Annotated in this window: 17 protein-coding genes and 1 other RNA gene; 13 read left to right on the top strand and 5 right to left on the bottom strand. The window is 69.7% G+C overall.

All coding sequences use genetic code 11. From position 1 onward, the window contains the following. Positions 1–106: 106 nt before the first annotated feature. The 8 genes from C2868_RS08995 (at position 107) to C2868_RS08960 (ending at position 5719) form a co-directional block, all read left to right on the top strand. Entirely contained in the window at positions 107–1252 is a 1146-nt protein-coding gene (locus tag C2868_RS08995; protein ID WP_100811277.1) for a CpaF family protein, read from the top strand. Beyond that, positions 1249–2118, top strand: a complete 870-nt coding sequence (locus C2868_RS08990; RefSeq protein ID WP_100810488.1) for a type II secretion system F family protein — start codon at positions 1249–1251, stop codon at positions 2116–2118. Before C2868_RS08995 ends, C2868_RS08990 begins: the two co-directional genes overlap by 4 nt. Beyond that, on the top strand, positions 2115–3071 hold the full coding sequence (locus C2868_RS08985) for a type II secretion system F family protein (RefSeq protein ID WP_100811278.1): 957 nt from the start codon (positions 2115–2117) through the stop codon (positions 3069–3071). The genes C2868_RS08990 and C2868_RS08985 overlap by 4 nt, the downstream gene beginning before the upstream one ends. A 21-nt stretch (positions 3072–3092) precedes the next feature. Next, positions 3093–3305 carry a hypothetical protein gene (locus C2868_RS08980; protein ID WP_100810489.1) on the top strand — a complete coding sequence of 71 codons (213 nt, stop codon included), beginning with the start codon at positions 3093–3095 and terminating at the stop codon, positions 3303–3305. A gap of 7 nt (positions 3306–3312) precedes the next feature. Continuing rightward, entirely contained in the window at positions 3313–3723 is a 411-nt protein-coding gene (locus C2868_RS08975) for a TadE/TadG family type IV pilus assembly protein (protein WP_100810490.1), read from the top strand. Further along, positions 3698–4225 carry a TadE family protein gene (locus C2868_RS08970; RefSeq protein WP_258034425.1) on the top strand — a complete coding sequence of 176 codons (528 nt, stop codon included), beginning with the start codon at positions 3698–3700 and terminating at the stop codon, positions 4223–4225. The genes C2868_RS08975 and C2868_RS08970 overlap by 26 nt, the downstream gene beginning before the upstream one ends. A gap of 104 nt (positions 4226–4329) precedes the next feature. After that, entirely contained in the window at positions 4330–4710 is a 381-nt protein-coding gene (locus C2868_RS08965; protein WP_100811280.1) for a hypothetical protein, read from the top strand. A 55-nt stretch (positions 4711–4765) separates the two neighbouring features. Then, positions 4766–5719 carry an ROK family protein gene (locus C2868_RS08960; RefSeq protein WP_232711152.1) on the top strand — a complete coding sequence of 318 codons (954 nt, stop codon included), beginning with the start codon at positions 4766–4768 and terminating at the stop codon, positions 5717–5719. A gap of 81 nt (positions 5720–5800) precedes the next feature. Here C2868_RS08960 and C2868_RS08955 read toward each other — a convergent pair whose 3' ends face one another. Next, positions 5801–7162 (bottom strand): MFS transporter, encoded by a 1362-nt coding sequence (locus C2868_RS08955; RefSeq protein ID WP_374935772.1) that lies wholly within the window; start codon positions 7160–7162, stop codon positions 5801–5803. Positions 7163–7182: 20 nt separating this feature from the next. On the opposite strand from C2868_RS08955, the gene prfB reads away from it, so the two are divergent. The 4 genes from prfB (at position 7183) to smpB (ending at position 11091) form a co-directional block, all read left to right on the top strand. Next, a complete protein-coding gene (prfB, locus tag C2868_RS08950) occupies positions 7183–8292 on the top strand; it encodes a peptide chain release factor 2 (RefSeq protein ID WP_100810491.1) in 1110 nt (369 codons plus the stop codon). Positions 8293–8363: 71 nt separating this feature from the next. Next, complete coding sequence (gene ftsE, locus C2868_RS08945) at positions 8364–9587, top strand: cell division ATP-binding protein FtsE (RefSeq protein ID WP_100810492.1); 1224 nt, start codon at positions 8364–8366, stop codon at positions 9585–9587. Next, positions 9584–10498, top strand: coding sequence for a permease-like cell division protein FtsX (ftsX, locus tag C2868_RS08940; protein WP_100810493.1), 915 nt, complete (start codon positions 9584–9586; stop codon positions 10496–10498). Before ftsE ends, ftsX begins: the two co-directional genes overlap by 4 nt. 116 nt (positions 10499–10614) lie before the next feature. Then, positions 10615–11091 carry an SsrA-binding protein SmpB gene (smpB, locus tag C2868_RS08935; RefSeq protein WP_100810494.1) on the top strand — a complete coding sequence of 159 codons (477 nt, stop codon included), beginning with the start codon at positions 10615–10617 and terminating at the stop codon, positions 11089–11091. A 9-nt stretch (positions 11092–11100) separates the two neighbouring features. Here the strand turns inward: smpB and C2868_RS08930 are convergent, their stop codons facing one another. From C2868_RS08930 to C2868_RS08915, 4 genes are all read right to left on the bottom strand, one after another. Next, positions 11101–12561, bottom strand: a complete 1461-nt coding sequence (locus C2868_RS08930) for an MFS transporter (protein WP_100810495.1) — start codon at positions 12559–12561, stop codon at positions 11101–11103. Between the two features lie 25 nt (positions 12562–12586). Further along, positions 12587–13936, bottom strand: a complete 1350-nt coding sequence (locus C2868_RS08925; protein WP_100810496.1) for a M20/M25/M40 family metallo-hydrolase — start codon at positions 13934–13936, stop codon at positions 12587–12589. A gap of 173 nt (positions 13937–14109) precedes the next feature. After that, a complete protein-coding gene (locus C2868_RS08920) occupies positions 14110–14760 on the bottom strand; it encodes an SIMPL domain-containing protein (protein ID WP_100810497.1) in 651 nt (216 codons plus the stop codon). Between the two features lie 266 nt (positions 14761–15026). Beyond that, the gene (locus tag C2868_RS08915; RefSeq protein WP_157813894.1) at positions 15027–16433 is read right to left on the bottom strand and encodes an HNH endonuclease signature motif containing protein; all 1407 of its coding nucleotides are present in this window, start codon (positions 16431–16433) and stop codon (positions 15027–15029) included. Between the two features lie 308 nt (positions 16434–16741). Here C2868_RS08915 and ssrA point away from each other — a divergent pair. Beyond that, positions 16742–17111, top strand: a transfer-messenger RNA (tmRNA) gene (gene ssrA / locus C2868_RS08910). Positions 17112–17222 lie beyond the last annotated feature (111 nt).

The raw sequence follows: 17222 nt of genomic DNA, 5'->3' as shown, positions 1-17222 counted from the left end.
GGCCGCCTGTGGATAATTCCGGATGCCTCCGCGGGCATCTTGCGAGGATGCCCTGGTGCCGTCCGCCCTCGATTCCGCCCATCGCGGCCCCGCTCTTCCTGCCGCGATGGCATCCATCGATGCGTCTCCAGAGCAGGTCGTGGCGGCGCGGGTGCGGGATCGATTGCGGGCGGAGCGGATCGATCCGGCCCTCGATCCTGCGGCCGCACATCGGTTCGCGCTCGCCGAGGTACGCAGGCACAACGATGTCGCCCTGGCCCGGGGCCTACCGCTCGTCGAGGACGAGGCGGCGTGCGTGCGCGGCGCGCTGGCTCAGGTCACGGGGTTCGGGCCGCTGCAGCCATACCTCGACGATCCGGGGGTCGAAGAGGTCTGGATCAACGCGCCCGACCGGATCTTCGTGGCCCGGGCCGGTGTCTCGGAGCGGATTGCGGTCCGCCTGACCGACGAGCAGGTGCGCGACCTGGTCGAACGGATGCTGCACCCGACCGGTCGGCGCGTCGACCTGAGTCAGCCGTTCGTCGACGCATCGCTGCCGGATGGCTCGCGGGTCCACGTCGTGATCCCCGACATCACCCGCCGGCATTGGTCCGTGAACATCCGCAAGTTCACGCCGGCCTACCGCGACCTCGACGCGCTCGTCGGGCTCGGGTCGCTCCGTCACGCCGATGCCGATCTGCTGCGCGGGGCGGTCGGTGCCGGTCGAAGCATCCTGGTCTCGGGTCCTACCCACGCGGGCAAGACCACGCTGCTCGCGGCCCTGATCGCCGCGTGCCCCGCGGATCACCGTGTCGTCACGGTGGAGGAGACGTTCGAGCTCGGCGTCGATGCGCCCGACATCGTCGCGCTGCAGGGTCGGCAGCCGAGCCTCGAGGGCACGGGCGAGGTGTCGCTTCGGCGCCTCGTGAAAGAGGCGCTGCGCATGCGGCCCGACCGTCTGGTCGTCGGCGAGGTGCGTGACGCCGAGGCGCTCGACCTCGTGCTGGCCCTCAACACCGGTGTGCCCGGCATGGCATCGATTCACGCGAACACCGCGAAGGATGCGCTGGCCAAACTCGCCGCTCTGCCCCTCCTGGCAGGCCGGAACATCGATTCATCCTTCGTCCTGCCCGCGATCGCCGCGGGCGTCGACCTCGTCGTGCACTGCTCCCGCGATGCCGACGGACGCCGTCGGGTGAGTGAGATCGCCGCGACGACCGGGCGCATCGTCGGGGGAGCGATCGAGGTCGAGCGGGTCGGGGGCGATACGTGACCTTCCTCTGGGGTGGGGTGCTCGCCGCGGGCCTGCTGTTCGCCATCGCGCCGTGGTTGTGGCCCAAGCGCCCCGAGCCACCGGAGGGCGCGGGAGCGCGTGCCGGGTCGAGCGCCCTGTCTCGCTTGCTCGAGGAGACGGGCATGTCGCACGTGCGACCACGCGTCGTCGTCGCCGTGTCGCTGCTGTTGGCGGCCATCGGTGCGGCGCTCGCCTGGCTGCTGCTCGGGGTGCCGATCCTCGCCGTCTGTGCGGCGCTGTTCGGTGGGGTGGCGCCGGTGCTGTGGCTGCGGGGTCGGCGCACCCAACTCATCCGCTCGCGTCGGGGGCTGTGGTCGGACGTCTGCGACCACCTCATCTCGGCTGTCCGGGCGGGCATGTCGTTGCCCGATGCCGTCGCGAATCTCGCGGTCTCGGCGCCGCCGCTCTTGCGTCCCGCGTTCGCGACGTTTGCGCGCGACATGGCGGCGTCCGGGCACTTCGACTCGAGCGCGCTGCGCCTCAAGGCCCTGCTCGCCGACCCGATCGCCGACCGCATCGTCGAGACGCTCCGGATGGCGCGGCACGTCGGCGGGACCGAGCTGCCCGGGGTGCTGCGGGCACTGTCGACGGCGGTCCGCGCCGATGCGGCCTTGCGAGCCGAGGTCGAGGCGCGGCAGTCGTGGATTCGCGGCGCCGCCCTGCTCGGGGTCGTCGCGCCCTGGGTCATCCTCGCGCTGCTGTCGTTGCGGCCCGAGGGGGCGCGCGCGTACGCGAGTCCGGAGGGAATCGCGCTCGTGGTCGCCGGCGGGCTGGTCTCGCTGCTGGCCTACCGGTTGATGCTCGGCCTGGGACGACTTCCCGAGCCGCGGCGGTGGCTCGCATGAACGCGGGAGTGTTCGGCGCCGCTCCGCTCAGTTCCCTGGCGCTCGCGGTCGTGCTCGGCACGGCGTTCGGGCTGGGCGCCTGGTTTCTGATCGCACTGTTGCCACGGTGGCGGGCGCTTCCGCTCGAGCGCCGCATCGCGCCGTATGTGCGCGACGTGACGGATCCCCGGGGCATGACCCCGTGGCTGACGACGGATGCCTGGGCGTCACCGACCATCGGACGTGCTTTCGCGGCAGCGGGCATCCGGTTCGCGGCACTCTTCGGCGGTTCGGCGACCATCGCGCGGAGGCTGGCGCAGGCCGGTCGTGCGGGTGGCGTCGAGGGATTCCGGGCGCGGCAGTTGGCGTGGGGCATCGGTGGCCTGCTCGTCGGCTCGGTCGTGCTGATCGGGGTGTCGCTCGCCGGGGGGTTCACCCCGGTCGTCGTGGCCGTGCCCGCTATCGCGGCGCTGGCGGGGGTCGTGCTGTGCGATGTTCTGTTGCAGCGCGCCGCCGCGGCCCGGCGGGCGCGGCTCCAGGAGGAGCTCCCGCCGGTGCTCGAGTTCTTGGGGTTGTGTCTCGCCGCGGGCGAGAGCCTGCTCGATGCGCTTCGTCGTGTCGGATCGATCGGCAGCGGGGAGTTGTCGCGCGAACTGGCCGGGGTCGTTCTCGAGGCCGGCACCGGGTCGTCGCTCGGCGAGTCGCTCGGGGCGCTGTCGCGTCGGCTCGAGCTTCCCGCCTTCTCTCGGGCCGTCGATCAACTCGTCGCGGCGCTCGATCGTGGTGCCCCGCTCGTACACGTCCTGCAGGCTCAGGCGCACGATGCGCGCGAGGCTGCGCGACACGAGCTGATCGAGCGGGCCGGGCGCTCCGAGATCCTGATGCTCGTACCGCTCGTCTTCCTCATCCTTCCCCTGTCCGTGATCTACGCCGTCTATCCGGGCGTCTTCATGCTGCGCCTCGGGCTCGGCTGACCGCTCAACGAAAGGACCGACATGTATGCAACAGCCGCCTCGACGATCACCCGCGGAGTGCTCGCCGCCCGCCGCCGCCTTGCGGACACCGTGCACGACGAGCGTGGTGACGTACCCGGCTGGGTATTGATCACGCTGATGACAGCAGGATTGGTCGTGCTGATCTGGGCACTCGCAGGACCGGCCCTCGGCCAGCTGTTCCAGCAGGCGATCGCGCGCGTCTCGGGTCTTTGACCCGCTGATGGCTCTGCGGAATCGCCGGCTCGGCGGCCTCGTTCTCGACTCGCGTGGTTCCGCGCCCGTCGAGTTCGTGCTCGTGGGGGTGGTCCTGACGGTTCTGACCCTCGCGATCATCCAGTTCGGCGTGGCCGTCTACGTGCGAAACGTGGTGCACGACGCCGCGGTCGAGGGCGCACACCGGGCGGCGCTCGCCGACACGAGCCTCTCGGAGGGTGTCGCGCGCACGCGAGAGATCATCACGAGGACGGTCGGCGGGGCATTCGCCGAGGATGTCTCGGCGCGAGACAGCGACCGCCTCGGGTACCCGGCGGTCGAGGTGACGGTGCGGACGACGCTGCCGCTGGTCGGCCTGATCGGTGTGCCGTGGGCGCTGGAGGTGAGCGCGTATGCACCCGCGGAGACTCTGGACTAGGGGGACAGTCCGGCGTGCAGGACGGTCGCGGCGGGGTTCGCTCGGGAGTGATGAGCGGTGCGCGCTTCGAGACGACGAGCGTGGCTCGGCGCCCCTCGAGTTCATCGTCGTCGGGCTGCTTCTGCTCGTGCCGTTGGTGTACCTGATCGCGTCCCTCGGCGTGATCCAGTCGCACGCATTGGGCGTCGAATCGGGGGCTCGACACCTGGCGCGGGCCATCGCGATGGCACCGGATACAGCGAGCGCCGATGCCCGCGCGGCCGCGATCCTTCGGACGACCGCCGACGAGTACGGCATCGACGCGAGCGGAATGGACGTCGGTTTCGCGTGCTTCCCGGCGGGCGGTGAGTGTCCGCGCGCCGGGGCGACGATGGTCGTCTCGGTGGCCGCGCGGGTGCCGTTGCCCCTCGTGCCGCCGGTCCTGGGTCTCGACCGAATCGCGAGCGTGCCCGTGTCGGCGACGGCTGTACACAAGGTCTCACGGTTCTGGCGGGCCGAATGAACGTCGCGATACGACGTATGCGTGACACGCTCACGGGCATCGCACGACGTGTCGGGCGCCACGGCTCCGACTCACACGTCGACCCGGATGACGAGGGCTCCGTCATGCTCCTGACCCTGGGATACGCGGTGCTCGCGATTGCTCTGATCCTGGTCGGGGCGAACGCCGCGAGCCTGTACCTCGCGCAGAAGCGTGTCGATTCGGTGGCGGATGCCGCGGCCTTGGCCGGTGCCGACGGGTTTGCGCTGGTACTGCAGGACGGTCAGCCGCGCGCGATCCTGACCGACGAGGGCGTGCGATCGCAGGCGAGTGCCCTGGTCGGTATCGCGGGGTCGGGGGTCTCGCTGGTGTCGGCGACGACGCCGGACGGCGTCTCGGCGCGGGTGACGGTGGCGGCGACGTGGCATCCGATTCTGTTCTCGGTGTTCGTTCCCGCGGGAGTCGCGCTCGACGCGACCGCGACCAGCCGGACAGCGGTCGATTGACGGGTCGCCAAGAGCCTGTCTTTGCATCGGGGCGCGGCCGGTCCAAGCTGGGCAGGTGAAAGCACGCCTGCCCGAACCATCCGGGTCCTCCGGTCGTGACCTCGCCCTGGCGATCGACATCGGGGGCACCAAGGTCGAGGCCGCGCTCATCGACCGCGGCGGGCGGCGGGTGCCGGGGTCATCCTTCCGCGAGCCCACCGGCACCACGATCACGCGGTCGGGGCTCGAAAAGGCGGTGCTGAGCGCCGCGACGCGTGCCTTCGAGGCCCGGCCCGCGGACGGCGATGTGATCGGGATCGGCGTCGGCTCGGCGGGACCGATCGACCTGGTCACAGGCACGATCGCGCCTCTCAACATGCCGGGCGCGGACGGGGCCGAGGTCCGCTCCGTCATCGGCGCGAGATTCGCACCCCTGCCAGTGCGGATGGCGCTGGATGGCAGCTGTATCGCGCTCGCCGAGTATCGCTTCGGCGCGGCACGCGGGGCGCTGAGCGCGCTCGCGCTCATCGTGTCGACGGGTGTCGGTGGCGGGTTCATCGTCAACGGCCAGCCGACTCTCGGCCGCAGCGGCAACGCCGGGCATATCGGTCAGCTGCGGTTACGCGAGCGCCTCGACGCGGACCCGTTCGCAGGCACGGTCGAATCGCTCGGCTCGGGACCGCGCACCGTCGCCTGGGCGCGCGAACAGGGGTGGGATGGCGCCACGGGTGAGGAACTCGCGGTCTCTTACGCCAGCGGCGACCCGATCGCCCACGCCGCGGTGCAACGCTCGGCACGCGCCGTCGGGGAGGCGATCTCGGGCGCGTCGACACTGCTCGACCTCGATATCGCCGTGGTCGCCGGGGGATTCTCGAACGTCGCCCGTGACTACGTCGACCTGGTGCAGCGATTCGCCGACGAGTCCAGCGTCCTGCCGTACGCCCGGCGCGTCCGCGTCGTGCCGAGCGGGCTGAGTGGCGACGGCCCGATCGTCGGGGCCGCCACGCTGGCGCTGTTCGCCGACGACTGAGCTCGCTCATGTGCTGCCCCGTAGCACCCCCCCCAGAGCGCGGGGCCTGGGGGTGTGGGGCCTGGGGGTGCGGGGCCTGCGTCAGCGCACGCGGGGGACGAACCGCGGCACGTACCGTGCGAAGGCGGCCGCGCCCACGACACCGATCACGCCGATCAGGGCCACCGCGCCTCCGATCGACCAGACGGCGGTCACACCCGAGACGAGCAGCGGGGTCACCGCGCCGCCCGCGTCGGTCAGCGTGCGCCACGAACCGAGGAACGGTGCGGGGTTCGACTTGGGCGCGACGTCCGCTCCGAGTGTGAGCAGGATGCCGCTCGAGAGGCCGTTGCCGACGCTCAGCACCATGGCGAACGCGGCGAACCACATCGACGCGTCGTCGAGGTCGTGCGTCACGGACAGGGCGAGGAACCCGCCGCCCATCAGCACCATCGACGGCAGCACGGCCCAGAGGCGCCCGAACCGGTCCATGATCTGCCCGCTGACGTAGAACAGGGCGAAGTCGATGGCGCCCGAGATGCCGACGACGAGTGCGATGGTCGAGGCATCCAGCCCGATCGAGAGGCCCCACAGCGGCAGCACGAGCTGACGCGCCGACCGCACGGACGACAGGGATGCCGCGGCCAGACCGAGCCGCACCAGCACGCCCCGGTTGTGCCACATCGTGCGGAGCACGCCGATGCGCTCGGATGTCGGGATCGCACCCGTGACGGCCTCGCCCGTGTCTTCCGGTTCGATATCGGTCCGCTCGACGCCGCCGGGCTCCGTCGCGTGGGCACCCGAGTCATCCATCTCGTCCCCGCGCGCCTCTTCGGCCGCGAGTCGCGCCTCGGGATCCGGGCCCAGCAGCACGAGCAGGGCGGTGCCGATCAGGCAGATGCCGAAGAACCAGAGCGTCGCGTCCTCGGTGCCGAAGATCGCGAGCAGCGCGGCGGCGATGAACGGGCCGACGAACATGCCGAGGCGGAACGTGCCGCCGAGCAGTGACAGGGCGCGGGCCCGGTAGGCGAGAGGCACGCGCGTGGTCATGAACGAGTGCCGCGCCAGCCCGAAGACCGCGGCGCACAGCCCGATCAGCAGGACGGATGCCATGAGCACCCCGATGTTCGGGGCGACGAGCGCGCCCGCCACACCGAGCATGGCGATCCCGAGCGCGATCGCCATCGACAGGCGCTCGCCGATGCGGGCGACGGCCCATCCGGCGGGCAGGTTGCCGACCAGTTGACCGACGACCAGAGCGGATGCCACGAGCCCGGCGACCGCGATGTCGGCGCCGAGTCGCGCCGCCAGCACGGGCAGCAGTGGCAGCACGGCGCCCTCGCCGACGGCGAAGAGCACGGTCGGTCCGTAGATCATCGGGGCGAAGCGCCCGAGCACCGCCGCGGTCTCTCGACGAGAACCGTCGCCCGGGGGAGGCGAGGGAGGGCGATAGGTCACGTGCATCCACGTTAGTCTGGACTGTCATGCTCGACTTCGATCTCTCCGCCGAAATTCAGGCCCTCCGTGCCACCTTCGCCGATATTCAGGCGGTGGTGGACGTCGACGCACTCCGGAAAGAGATCGAGCGGCTGAGCGATGCCGCCGGCGCGCCGGATCTCTGGGACGACCCGGATGCCGCACAGAAGGTGACGAGCGCGCTCAGCCACCGTCAGTCCGAGCTCGCGCGCATCGATTCCGTCGAGAGCCGCCTGGACGACCTCGAGGTGCTCGTGGGGCTCGCGCTCGAGATGGACGACGAGGAGTCCGCCGAAGAGGCTCGCAAGGAGCTCGCCGAGCTGACCGAGACGATCGGCCAGCTCGAGGTGCAGACGCTCCTCGACGGCGAGTACGACCCGCGGGGCGCGGTCGTCACGATCCGCTCCGGCGCCGGCGGGGACGACGCGACGGACTTCGCCGAGATGCTCATGCGCATGTACCTGCGCTGGGCCGAGCGTCACAAGTACCCCGTCAAGGTCATGGACACGTCCTACGCCGAGGGTGCGGGCATCAAGTCCGCGACCTTCGAGATCGACGCCCCCTACGCCTACGGCACCCTGTCAGTCGAGGCGGGCACGCACCGTCTCGCCCGCATCAGCCCGTTCGGTTCGGCCGACAAGCGCCAGACGTCGTTCGCCGCGGTCGAGGTCATCCCCGTCATGGAGGAGGCCGTCGAGGTCGATGTTCCTGAGGGCGACATCCGCGTAGACGTGTTCCGCTCGTCGGGCCCGGGCGGTCAGTCGGTCAACACGACCGACTCAGCCGTGCGCATCACCCACCTTCCGACCGGGCTCGTCGTGTCGATGCAGAACGAGAAGTCGCAGATCCAGAACCGTGCCGCTGCCATGCGCGTGCTGCAGACGCGCCTCATGCTGCTGCAGCGCGAAGAAGAAGCGGCGAAGAAGAAGGAGCTCGCGGGTGTCATCACCGCGAGCTGGGGCGACCAGATGCGGTCGTACTTCCTCTACGGACAGCAGCTCGTCAAGGACCTCCGCACCGGGTACGAGGTCGGGAACCCCGCGGCGGTCTTCGATGGCGACCTCGACGGGCTGATCGCGGCGGGCATCCGCTGGCGCAAGCGTCCCGTCGACGACTGAACCCGATCCATCCGCCGCGCCCGGGTGTCGCTCGGGGGCCACGGCGCGGACGCGCTTAGGCTCGGATCGCCATGATCAGGTTCGAAAGCGTCACCAAGACCTACCGCGGTTCATCGAAACCCGGACTCGCCGGAGTCGATTTCGAGGTGAAACGCGGCGAGTTCGTCTTTCTCGTCGGCGCATCCGGGTCCGGGAAGTCCACGTGCCTCAGGCTCGTGCTGCGTGAGGATGTCCCGTCCGCCGGCCGCGTCGTCGTGCTCGGCCGCGACGTCTCCACGCTCTCGAACGGCAAAGTGCCCTACTTCCGCCGCCACGTCGGCGCTGTGTTTCAGGACTTCCGGCTGCTGACCTCGAAGACCGTGTTCCAGAACGTGGCCTTCACGCTGCAGGTGACGGGTTCGTCGCGCGGATTCATCCAGCAGGCCGTGCCCGAGGCGCTCCAGCTCGTCGGACTGGCGGGAAAAGAGAAGCGTCTGCCCCACGAGCTCTCGGGTGGGGAACAGCAGCGCGTCGCGATCGCCCGAGCGATCGTCAACCGCCCGCAGGTGTTGCTCGCGGACGAGCCGACGGGAAACCTCGACCCCGCGACATCCATCGGCATCATGCAGTTGCTCGCCCGCATCAATGCGGGTGGCACGACGGTGCTGATGGCGACGCACGAGGCCGGCTTCGTCGACCAGATGCAGCGCCGCGTGATCGAGTTGTCGGCGGGCGAGATCGTGCGCGACGAGACGCACGGCGGCTACGGCGACAGGTCGCAGCTGCCGCGTCTGGCACCCGAGGTCACACGCGGTGCGGAATCGATCGCCGCCCTCACCGCCGTGCTCGAACTGCAGCAGCGCGTGGCCGCGGGTGATGCGGGTCCCGCGACCGGGCCGCTCGAGGTCGCCGCGACCGCCGTCGATCTGGTCGCCGAGGCGGTCGGAGCGGATGCCCTGGGTCGGTCGGCAGCGCATGCCGAATCGGCACCTCCCACCGAGGTCGCGTCGTCTGCCGCGGTTCACGAGTCCGCTGCTCCGGCAGGTGCGCCGGATGGTGGGGCCACAGGGTCGAGGGATGCCGCGTCCGTTCCGACCGGCTCGATGGCCGAGTACGACCTGGAGCCCTCGGCAGAGCCGCTCACTCCCGCTGATCCACCCGTGGCCGAACACGAGGCCGACGATGCCGAGCCGCCCCGCGCCTCGCTCACCGGGCCGATCGTCATCGACCTGCCCGACCTGCCCGAGGTCGGCATCGCCGATCGCCTGGGCCTCGGCGAACGCGATGAAGACGACACCGTGGGTTCGACCTCGTGAGGGTTCAGCTGATCCTGGCCGAGGCGTTCTCGGGCCTGCGGCGCAATGCCTCGATGGTCATCTCGGTCGTGCTCGTCACGTTCGTGTCTCTGACGTTCGTCGGCGCCGCGATCCTGATGCAGATGCAGATCGGAACGATGAAGGACTACTGGGCCGAGCGTGCCCAGGTCGCCGTCTATATGTGCACCTCGATCTCGACCGGCGCGACGTGCGCCGACGGCGAGGCGACGCAGGAACAGGTCGACGCCGTCAGCGAAGCGCTGGTATCGCCCGCGCTGCAGCCCCTGATTCGCGAGACGCGTTTCGAGAACAGGGATGAGGCATACGCGGCGACGATCGAGCAGCTGGGCCCGGAATACGCCGACGTCATCACACCCGACCAGGTCAACCAGACCTTCTACGTGAACCTCGTCGACCAGTCCCAGTCGGATGTCATCGTCGAGGCATTCAGCGGGATGCAGGGCGTCGAGCAGGTGCAAGATCAGCTGCAATACCTCGAGCCGCTGTTCCAGGCGCTGACCGTGGCGACCTATATCGCCGTCGGCATCGCGGGGCTCATGCTGGTTGCGGCGGTGCTGTTGATCGCGACGACGATTCGCCTGTCGGCATACGCTCGACGGCGAGAGCTCGGCATCATGCGACTGGTGGGAGCATCCAACCGTTTCATTCAGACCCCCTTCATCCTGGAGGGCGTGCTCGCGGCGCTCGTCGGCTCGGCCCTCGCGAGCGTCGCGATCTGGGCTGGCATCGAGTTCGGGGTCGAAGGCTACCTGCGCGATCGAGTCGCCTTCATCACCACATGGGTGGGTGCGGGCGAACTCTGGATCGTGATTCCGGTGATCATCGCGCTCGGCGTCGTGCTCGCAGCGCTGTCGGCGGGTTTCGCCATCCGGCGCTGGCTGCGCGCGTAGGCGCTCGGGACCCTTGCCCTGATAGACTGACCGGCTGCCGCACGGGCGGCACGGCAACGTCGGTTCGGCGCTGTCGGCACGGCAACGTCGGTTCGGCAACGTCAGCGAGGAACACCATGGTCAAGGAACGCGGGGAGAAGGTCGTCGCGACCAATCGTCGCGCGCGCCATGAGTACTCGATCGAGAAGACGTACGAGGCGGGTCTGGTGCTCACGGGCACAGAGGTCAAGTCGCTGCGGATGGGTCGCGCCAATCTCTCGGACGGCTACGCGTACATCGACGGCAACGAGGCGTGGCTCGACGCCGTGCACATCCCGGAGTATTCGCAGGGGCACTGGACGAACCACGCCACCAAGCGCACACGCAAGCTCCTGCTGCACAAGGAAGAGATCGTCAAGCTCTCCCACGCCGTCTCGGCCGGCGGCTACACGCTCGTTCCGCTGAAGCTCTACTTCTCGGACGGTCGGGCCAAGGTCGAGATCGCGGTCGCGAAGGGCAAGCGCGAGTTCGACAAGCGCCAGACCCTGCGCGAGCGTCAGGACAAGCGCGAGGCCGAGCGCGCGATGCGCACGAAGAATCGCCTCGGCGAGTAGATCTCTCCGCTACCGGACGACGGGTTCGGCTTCGGCCGCGGCAACAGCGCGGTCGGTGAAGGCCTGCTTGGGCACGAACGCGAGCAGAACGGCGGCGGCGAGGGCCGTCGTGCCGCACACCACCCAGACGGTGACGTAGCCCGCGAACGATCCGGCGGTGCCCTCGGCCGCGGCGCCCGTCGCGCCCTGGATGAGCGCGATGCCGAAGACGCACGACGCGATCGCGCCGCCGACCGTCTTGACCGAATTGGTCAGCCCCGTGGCGACGCCGGTCTGGGTGGCGGGGGCGGCGGATGCCGCGGCCGCGGGAAGGGCTGCGACCAGCGCTCCCGACCCGAAGCCGACGATGATCATGTTGGTCAGGACCTGCGCGTAGGTGTCGTGAAAGGGCAGGAACATCAGGAATCCGACGCCTACGAGGGTCGAGGCGCCCATGAGCGTCAGACGCGGCGTGATCTTGCGGGCGATGGGTGAGAACAGCAGGGCGCCGATGATCATCGCGATCAGGTACACGCCGATGATGAGTGAGGTCGTGAAGCCGGCCGTGCCGAGGCCGTACCCGTAGACCTCGGGGTCGGTGCGCGCGAAGGTCGAGAGCGGCGCCTGGGCCCCGAGGACGCTGACACCGAAGAGTCCCGCGGTGAGGAACACCGGGCCGAGGGCGGGGGAGCGGAACATGCGGACGTCGATGAGCGGGTCGTCGTGGCGCAGTTCCCACAGCGCGAAGGGGATGACGAGCAGGATGCCGAGGGCGACGAGGGCCCACGACAGCACGTCGCCGACGCCGTTGAGGCGCAGGAAGCTGAGGCCGCCCGTGAATGCGATCAGGGCGAAGGAGATGAGGACCAGCCCGACGGTGTCCAAGCGCCCGCCGACAGGTTCGGGCGATTCCTTGACCCCGAACAGGATGACGAAGAAGCAGAGGACGACGGCGATGGCCGGGATGAGCAGGACGACGGTCAGGGGGAGCGCATCGACGAGCGCCCCGCCGATGAGCGCACCGCTGATCGCGCCCAACTCGAGCGCCGCGACCAGGAGTCCCGCGGCACGGGCGGTGAGGATCGCGCGGCCCGGCATCGAGCGCGAGCGCGACCAGATCAGGGCGATCTCGAGCGGCAGCCAGACCACGTAGAACCCCTGCAGCGCCCACGCCGCGAGGAAGATGGCGAACGAGTCGGTGAAGGGCAGGACGAGGGATGCAGCGGCCGTCACGGCGGTCGACACCAGAAGCATCCGTTTGTGTCCGACCATGTCGCCGAGCTTCGCGAGCGCCGGCACGACCAGTGCCGAGAGCATGAGCTGCGAACCCTCGAGCCAGTTGACGTCGGCGTCGTGGATGTCGAGGTTGCGCGCGATGTCGGTGAGCATCGGGGTGTAGTACCCCTGCAGGATGCCGCTCGTGAACTCGACGAACGCGAGGAATCCGACGACGCTGGCGAGCGCGCCCAGCGCTCCGGCACGAGGGTTCATCGGTGCTCTCTCTGTTCGGGTGCGATCACTGTATCCGCTGCAGAAGGGTGCGGTGGAACAGCTCGCCGCGCTCGAGTTCGGCGATCTCGACCCGCTCGTCGACGCCGTGGATCGAGGCGCGTTGCGCGGACGACATCGCGAGCGGTGCGAACCGGTAGACGGCGGGGGCGAAGCGGTGGAAGTGGCGCGAGTCGGTGGCCGCCATCATGACGTAGGGCACCGTGCGGGCCGCGGGGTGAGAGGCGGCGACGGCCTCGGTGATGAGCGCGAACTGCGTGTTGTCGGTCGGGGATTCGGGCGATGGTTCGCTGCCCTCGACCACCTCGACCGTGACGAGCGGGTCGCCGATGCGGCGGCGCACACGGCGAACGGTCGCGGCTACGGTGGACCCGAGGGCGATCCGGAGGTTGAGGGTGACGGATGCCTGTGAGGGCAACACGTTCGCGGCGGTGCCGCCGTCCTGCATCGTCGCGGCGATGGTCGTGCGCACGAGCGCGGCCGGTTCGCCGCCGAGCGCGGCGAACACCTGTGCCGTTAGCGGGCGGAACCTCGACAGCACGCGCAGCAGGGTCCGTGCGGGCTGGGGTGTGCCGTCGGCGAAGAGTCCGAGCATCCGTGCGATCGCAGGTGGGGTGTGGGCGGGGAACGTGCGCGGGCCGAGCCGGTCGACGGCGCGTGAGACGCGTCCGACCGCGGTGAGGGTCGGGGGAGCGGATGCGTGGCCGCCGTCGCCTCGGGAGGTCAGGCGCAGGGTCAGGATCCCTTTCTCGCCGACGCCGACCATCGCCGCCTGTCCCGCGACGAAGGGCAGGGGTGCGTCGACGATCGCGCCGCCCTCGTCGAGGACGAGCCAGGGCACGATGCCGCGGTCGCGGAGGGTCTGTGCGATGACCCGGGCGGCCTCACCGAAGACTTCTTCGTCGCCTCCGAGCGAGATGTACACGTCGCGGGCGGGGGTGAAGCCCGCGGCGAGGAGGTTCTCGACGGCCTCCAGCGTGACGAGCAGGGGTCCCTTGTCGTCGAGCGTGCCGCGACCGTAGACCCAGCCATCCGCGATCCGTCCCTCGAAGGGCGGGAAGGTCCAGGCATCGCTCGGGTCGACGGGTACGACGTCGTAGTGCGCCATGAGGACGACGGGATGCTTCGAGCGGCTCGTGCTCGGCCATCGGAATAGCAGGCCGAAGTCGGTGATGCGCTCGAGTTCGAGGTGCTCATGGATGAGGGGGTAGAGCTCGGCGAGGAGGTCGACGAATGCTTCGAAGGCGTCCGGTCCGCGGCTGTCGAGTTCGGCGCTGACGGTCTGCAGCTGGATCATCCGGCTGAGGCGTTCAGGAATGCCGGGCCGGGGCGGGACAGGCTCGGTCGCGACGCTCATGGTGACACCCTAGCCATGGCCGGACGGTTCTCTGAGCTCGGCCGTGTGCCGTCCGCACGACGGATGCCTCGACACGCCGTGCCGGGGTGTGTGAGACGGCGTGTCACGGTCTTGGTCGTGCGGATGGCACGGCGGGGACGGCCGGTTTGCGTGTGGGGAGGTGGCCGGGCGAGTCAGCGGGCGGCGAACCGCGCTTCGACGCCGGCCGTGACCGTGATGTCCTGGGGCTGGAAGTCGAGGGTGGGCGAAGCATCCGTCGCCATTGCCCGCATCATGCGCGGGCCGGGGTCGGCTTCGGGGCGTCCGAGCAGGCCGATGTCGGCGATCTCGAGCGGGGAGACGGATGCGTGGCCGATGGCGTTGGCGTAGGCGGTGGCGCGCGAGACGGCGGTGTGCACGGCGCGGGCGGCGACCTCGGCCTCGACGGTGCGGCGGGTGGCGGAGGTCAGTTGCCACGTGACGCCGTTGACCTGCACGCCCTCGCGTTCGGCGACGGCCGAGACCCACCACGAGAGGGCGGCGAAGTCGGTGAAGGTGGCGACGACGTCGACGCTCGCGTGGTGGACGAGGGGGAGCTGTTTGCCCTCGTTGTTCCACGGGCGTTCAGCCCAGACGTTCGCACGCTGGCTGGACCATTCGCTGACCTCGCCGGATGCCTGGCGCGCCGCGAGCTCTTCGCGGAGCGGTGCCGCGATGGCGGCGATGCGTTCGACGACGGGGCCGCGCTCGGGTCCGTCGCACCGAACGCTGAGGTGTACGACCCCCTCCTCGGGGGCGACGCGGGTTTCGTGTTCGCCGCGGACCGTGATGATGACGTCGCTCATGCCTGCGACTCTAGGCGTTCGGGCTGGATACGCGATGGGCGGTTTCGGCCGCGCGCTGTGACTGCGCAGCGTTGTGCCGCGTGTCTGGGCGTGGATTGTGGCATCGAGCTGTCACCGAACGCTCGATTTGTCGCTTGGATGCAGCGTTTTGTGACAGTTCGGTGGGCCGGTGTGCCCGTCTGGTCGGGCAGGGTCAGAGTGTGTGCGGGCTGCGCGGGCATTTCGACTCGCTTTGGTGGCTCAACGACCGGTGGGCGGGGTGGTGCCTAGAAGGGTGGTGGGGGTCCGGTCGGGGCGAAGCGGACGCGCGAGGGTGGGTCGTCGATGTAGATCGCGCCGGTCGGGCTGGTCCATTCGAGGACGCCGCCGCCGAGATTCCTGACTTGCCACGGGGTCGCGTGCTTGAGGGTGTGGTGGCGTCGACAGAGGTGATGAAGGTTGTGAGCACACGTCGTGCCGCCGTGGGCCCAGTCGTGGCCGTGGTCGATGTCGCAGCGGTGGGCGGGTTGGCGGCATCCGGGGAATCGGCAGTGTTCGTCGCGTGCGCGGAGGAAGCGTTTGAGGTCGGCGTTGGGGGTGTACCGGTCGACGGCGAGGATCCCGCCGTGAACGGGGTCGCTGAGCACTCGATCCCACCCGGTCGCGCGGCCCGCGAGGCGGCGGGCGGTGTCGATGTCGATCGGCGCACGTCCGACGAGTTCGGCCGGCTCGTCGCTCAACCCGGCGAGGGCGAGCGCGGGGACAGTGACGTGCACGATCGCCCGGATGGCGCCGAGCCCGCCGAACCCCAGCGACGGATCGGCGGCCGAGTCGAGGGTGGGGTCGTCTTGTGGCGCGCTGGTGAGCAGCATGTCGGCGAAGACGTCGGCGCGGAGCTGGTCGATCGTGCGCGAGTCGGGGGCGAGCTCGGGTGTGCGGTCAGAGGTATCGACACCCGCACCATCCGTCGTGGCGGCACCCGTGCCCCGGCCCGCGCTCGGATCCACGGCGGCGGGCCCGAACGACGCGCCCGGCTGAGCGGCGTTGCGGACGGCGCGTGCTTGCTGTGTGAGGCGGTCGTAGATGCCGTGGACGAGGGTGGCGGGGCCGATGTAGATGAGTTCGCCCATCCCGTCGGGCCGGTCGGTGACCGTGACCGCACGGTCGGCGCGGGCGTCGCGGTGCCGTTCGGTGACGGTGCGGGGTTGGAGGCGTTCGGCGAGAGCCTCGACCGCGGGGCGCAGGCGTGCGGGGGAGAGGTTCTCGGCCCGTGCGACCGCGTCGGCGGCAAACACGAGGCGGGCCTCGGGGTCCTGGATCGGCGTGCCCGCGTCGAGGATCACGCGCGCGTGGCCCACGAAGATCCGGCCCTCTTCGAGGGCTTCGAGCACCGGGGTGAAGTCCTCGGCGAGGACGACGGCGTCGTTGATCTGGCGTTGCACCGTCCGGTCGGAGGCGCGCACCGCGAGCGCGAGCTCCGCCGCGATCGAGCGCAGGTGCATCTCACGCTCCCGCGAATCCGAACGCAACGCCGCCGAACGGGATGCCGCGAGTTCGCCCGCCGTCGCGAGCAACCGAACCTCGGCCGCGTGGACCTGTGCTGCTTGTTTGCGCAACGCCACGATTCCCTCGACCAGACCGAGAACGGAGGCATCGTCGAGCGCCTCCACGTCCAGGGTCTGATTCGAACTCATGTTCGATACTCTACGAACGACCTCCGACATCCGAGGCCGAAAATCCGCGTATTCACGCGCCGAAACGAGGCATTCGCATGAGAGTTCTCTCACCTTCGAGCGGCCCCCACGGGGGTTGAGTGGGACCGGGTGTCCGCCAGTGCCCGCGGAAGTCGTTTGTGTTCTGTGTGGTGCGAGCCCGAGTTGCTCCGGCGGTGGCCAGGGGCCCGGCGAGGCTGTAAACTGAGATGCTCGGGTGTCGGCAAGACACATCCCGAGTGTGGAAACTCAACAGCGTGCGACAACGGCCCCTTCGAAAGAAGGACCATGGGGATGATCGGTTTCGACATCGCCTGCGAACCTGCGAGAAGCGGGCCGAGGATGCAGGGTTATCTCGTAAACGATCTCTGCAAAACAATAAGTGCCGAAACCAAGCGCACTGACTTCGCCCTCGCTGCGTAAGCGAGCCCGATAGTCCGTCAGACCGTGTGTGATCCCGACACGGACCCTGGCGTCATTTAGGGATCTTGCTGTGTGACGGCGCCTGAACGTCACGCGGGACTTTTCTCAGGCTGGGCTCGTCGACCTAGATGCTTGTGGCAAAGGTCGGAGCCGAGCAGAACGTCAGCACAAGCTACGCCCGTAGAAGGCGCAGAATCACAGTGATGGACGGGGGTTCGATTCCCCCCATCTCCACATTGGCCGTTGTCGCACGTTGGGGGGCCCGGCTCCCGCGCGCTCTATGCTCGCGGGGGCCGGGCTCTTTTTTGTTTACGGATGCGTCGGCCTCCGGTCGCTGAGCCTGCCGAA

The organism is Microbacterium sp. CJ77, assembly GCF_002911615.1.
Classification (GTDB): Bacteria; Actinomycetota; Actinomycetes; order Actinomycetales; family Microbacteriaceae; genus Microbacterium.
Note: the sequence above shows the minus strand (reverse complement) of the source record. Positions and strands in the feature narration are given on the sequence as shown.

What these genes read in the sequence shown, in the direction of transcription:
- C2868_RS08970 (WP_258034425.1), top strand. Translation starts at nt 3,698, where the DNA reads ATGCACCCGCGGAGACTCTGGACTAGGGGGACAGTCCGGCGTGCAGGA.
- C2868_RS08985 (WP_100811278.1), top strand. Translation starts at nt 2,115, where the DNA reads ATGAACGCGGGAGTGTTCGGCGCCGCTCCGCTCAGTTCCCTGGCGCTC.
- C2868_RS08925 (WP_100810496.1), bottom strand. Translation starts at nt 13,936, where the DNA reads ATGAGCGTCGCGACCGAGCCTGTCCCGCCCCGGCCCGGCATTCCTGAA.
- C2868_RS08930 (WP_100810495.1), bottom strand. Translation starts at nt 12,561, where the DNA reads ATGAACCCTCGTGCCGGAGCGCTGGGCGCGCTCGCCAGCGTCGTCGGA.
- C2868_RS08920 (WP_100810497.1), bottom strand. Translation starts at nt 14,760, where the DNA reads ATGAGCGACGTCATCATCACGGTCCGCGGCGAACACGAAACCCGCGTC.
- smpB (WP_100810494.1), top strand. Translation starts at nt 10,615, where the DNA reads ATGGTCAAGGAACGCGGGGAGAAGGTCGTCGCGACCAATCGTCGCGCG.
- C2868_RS08975 (WP_100810490.1), top strand. Translation starts at nt 3,313, where the DNA reads ATGGCTCTGCGGAATCGCCGGCTCGGCGGCCTCGTTCTCGACTCGCGT.
- C2868_RS08955 (WP_374935772.1), bottom strand. Translation starts at nt 7,162, where the DNA reads ATGCACGTGACCTATCGCCCTCCCTCGCCTCCCCCGGGCGACGGTTCT.
- C2868_RS08965 (WP_100811280.1), top strand. Translation starts at nt 4,330, where the DNA reads ATGCTCCTGACCCTGGGATACGCGGTGCTCGCGATTGCTCTGATCCTG.
- prfB (WP_100810491.1), top strand. Translation starts at nt 7,183, where the DNA reads ATGCTCGACTTCGATCTCTCCGCCGAAATTCAGGCCCTCCGTGCCACC.
- C2868_RS08995 (WP_100811277.1), top strand. Translation starts at nt 107, where the DNA reads ATGGCATCCATCGATGCGTCTCCAGAGCAGGTCGTGGCGGCGCGGGTG.
- ftsE (WP_100810492.1), top strand. Translation starts at nt 8,364, where the DNA reads ATGATCAGGTTCGAAAGCGTCACCAAGACCTACCGCGGTTCATCGAAA.
- C2868_RS08915 (WP_157813894.1), bottom strand. Translation starts at nt 16,433, where the DNA reads ATGAGTTCGAATCAGACCCTGGACGTGGAGGCGCTCGACGATGCCTCC.
- C2868_RS08980 (WP_100810489.1), top strand. Translation starts at nt 3,093, where the DNA reads ATGTATGCAACAGCCGCCTCGACGATCACCCGCGGAGTGCTCGCCGCC.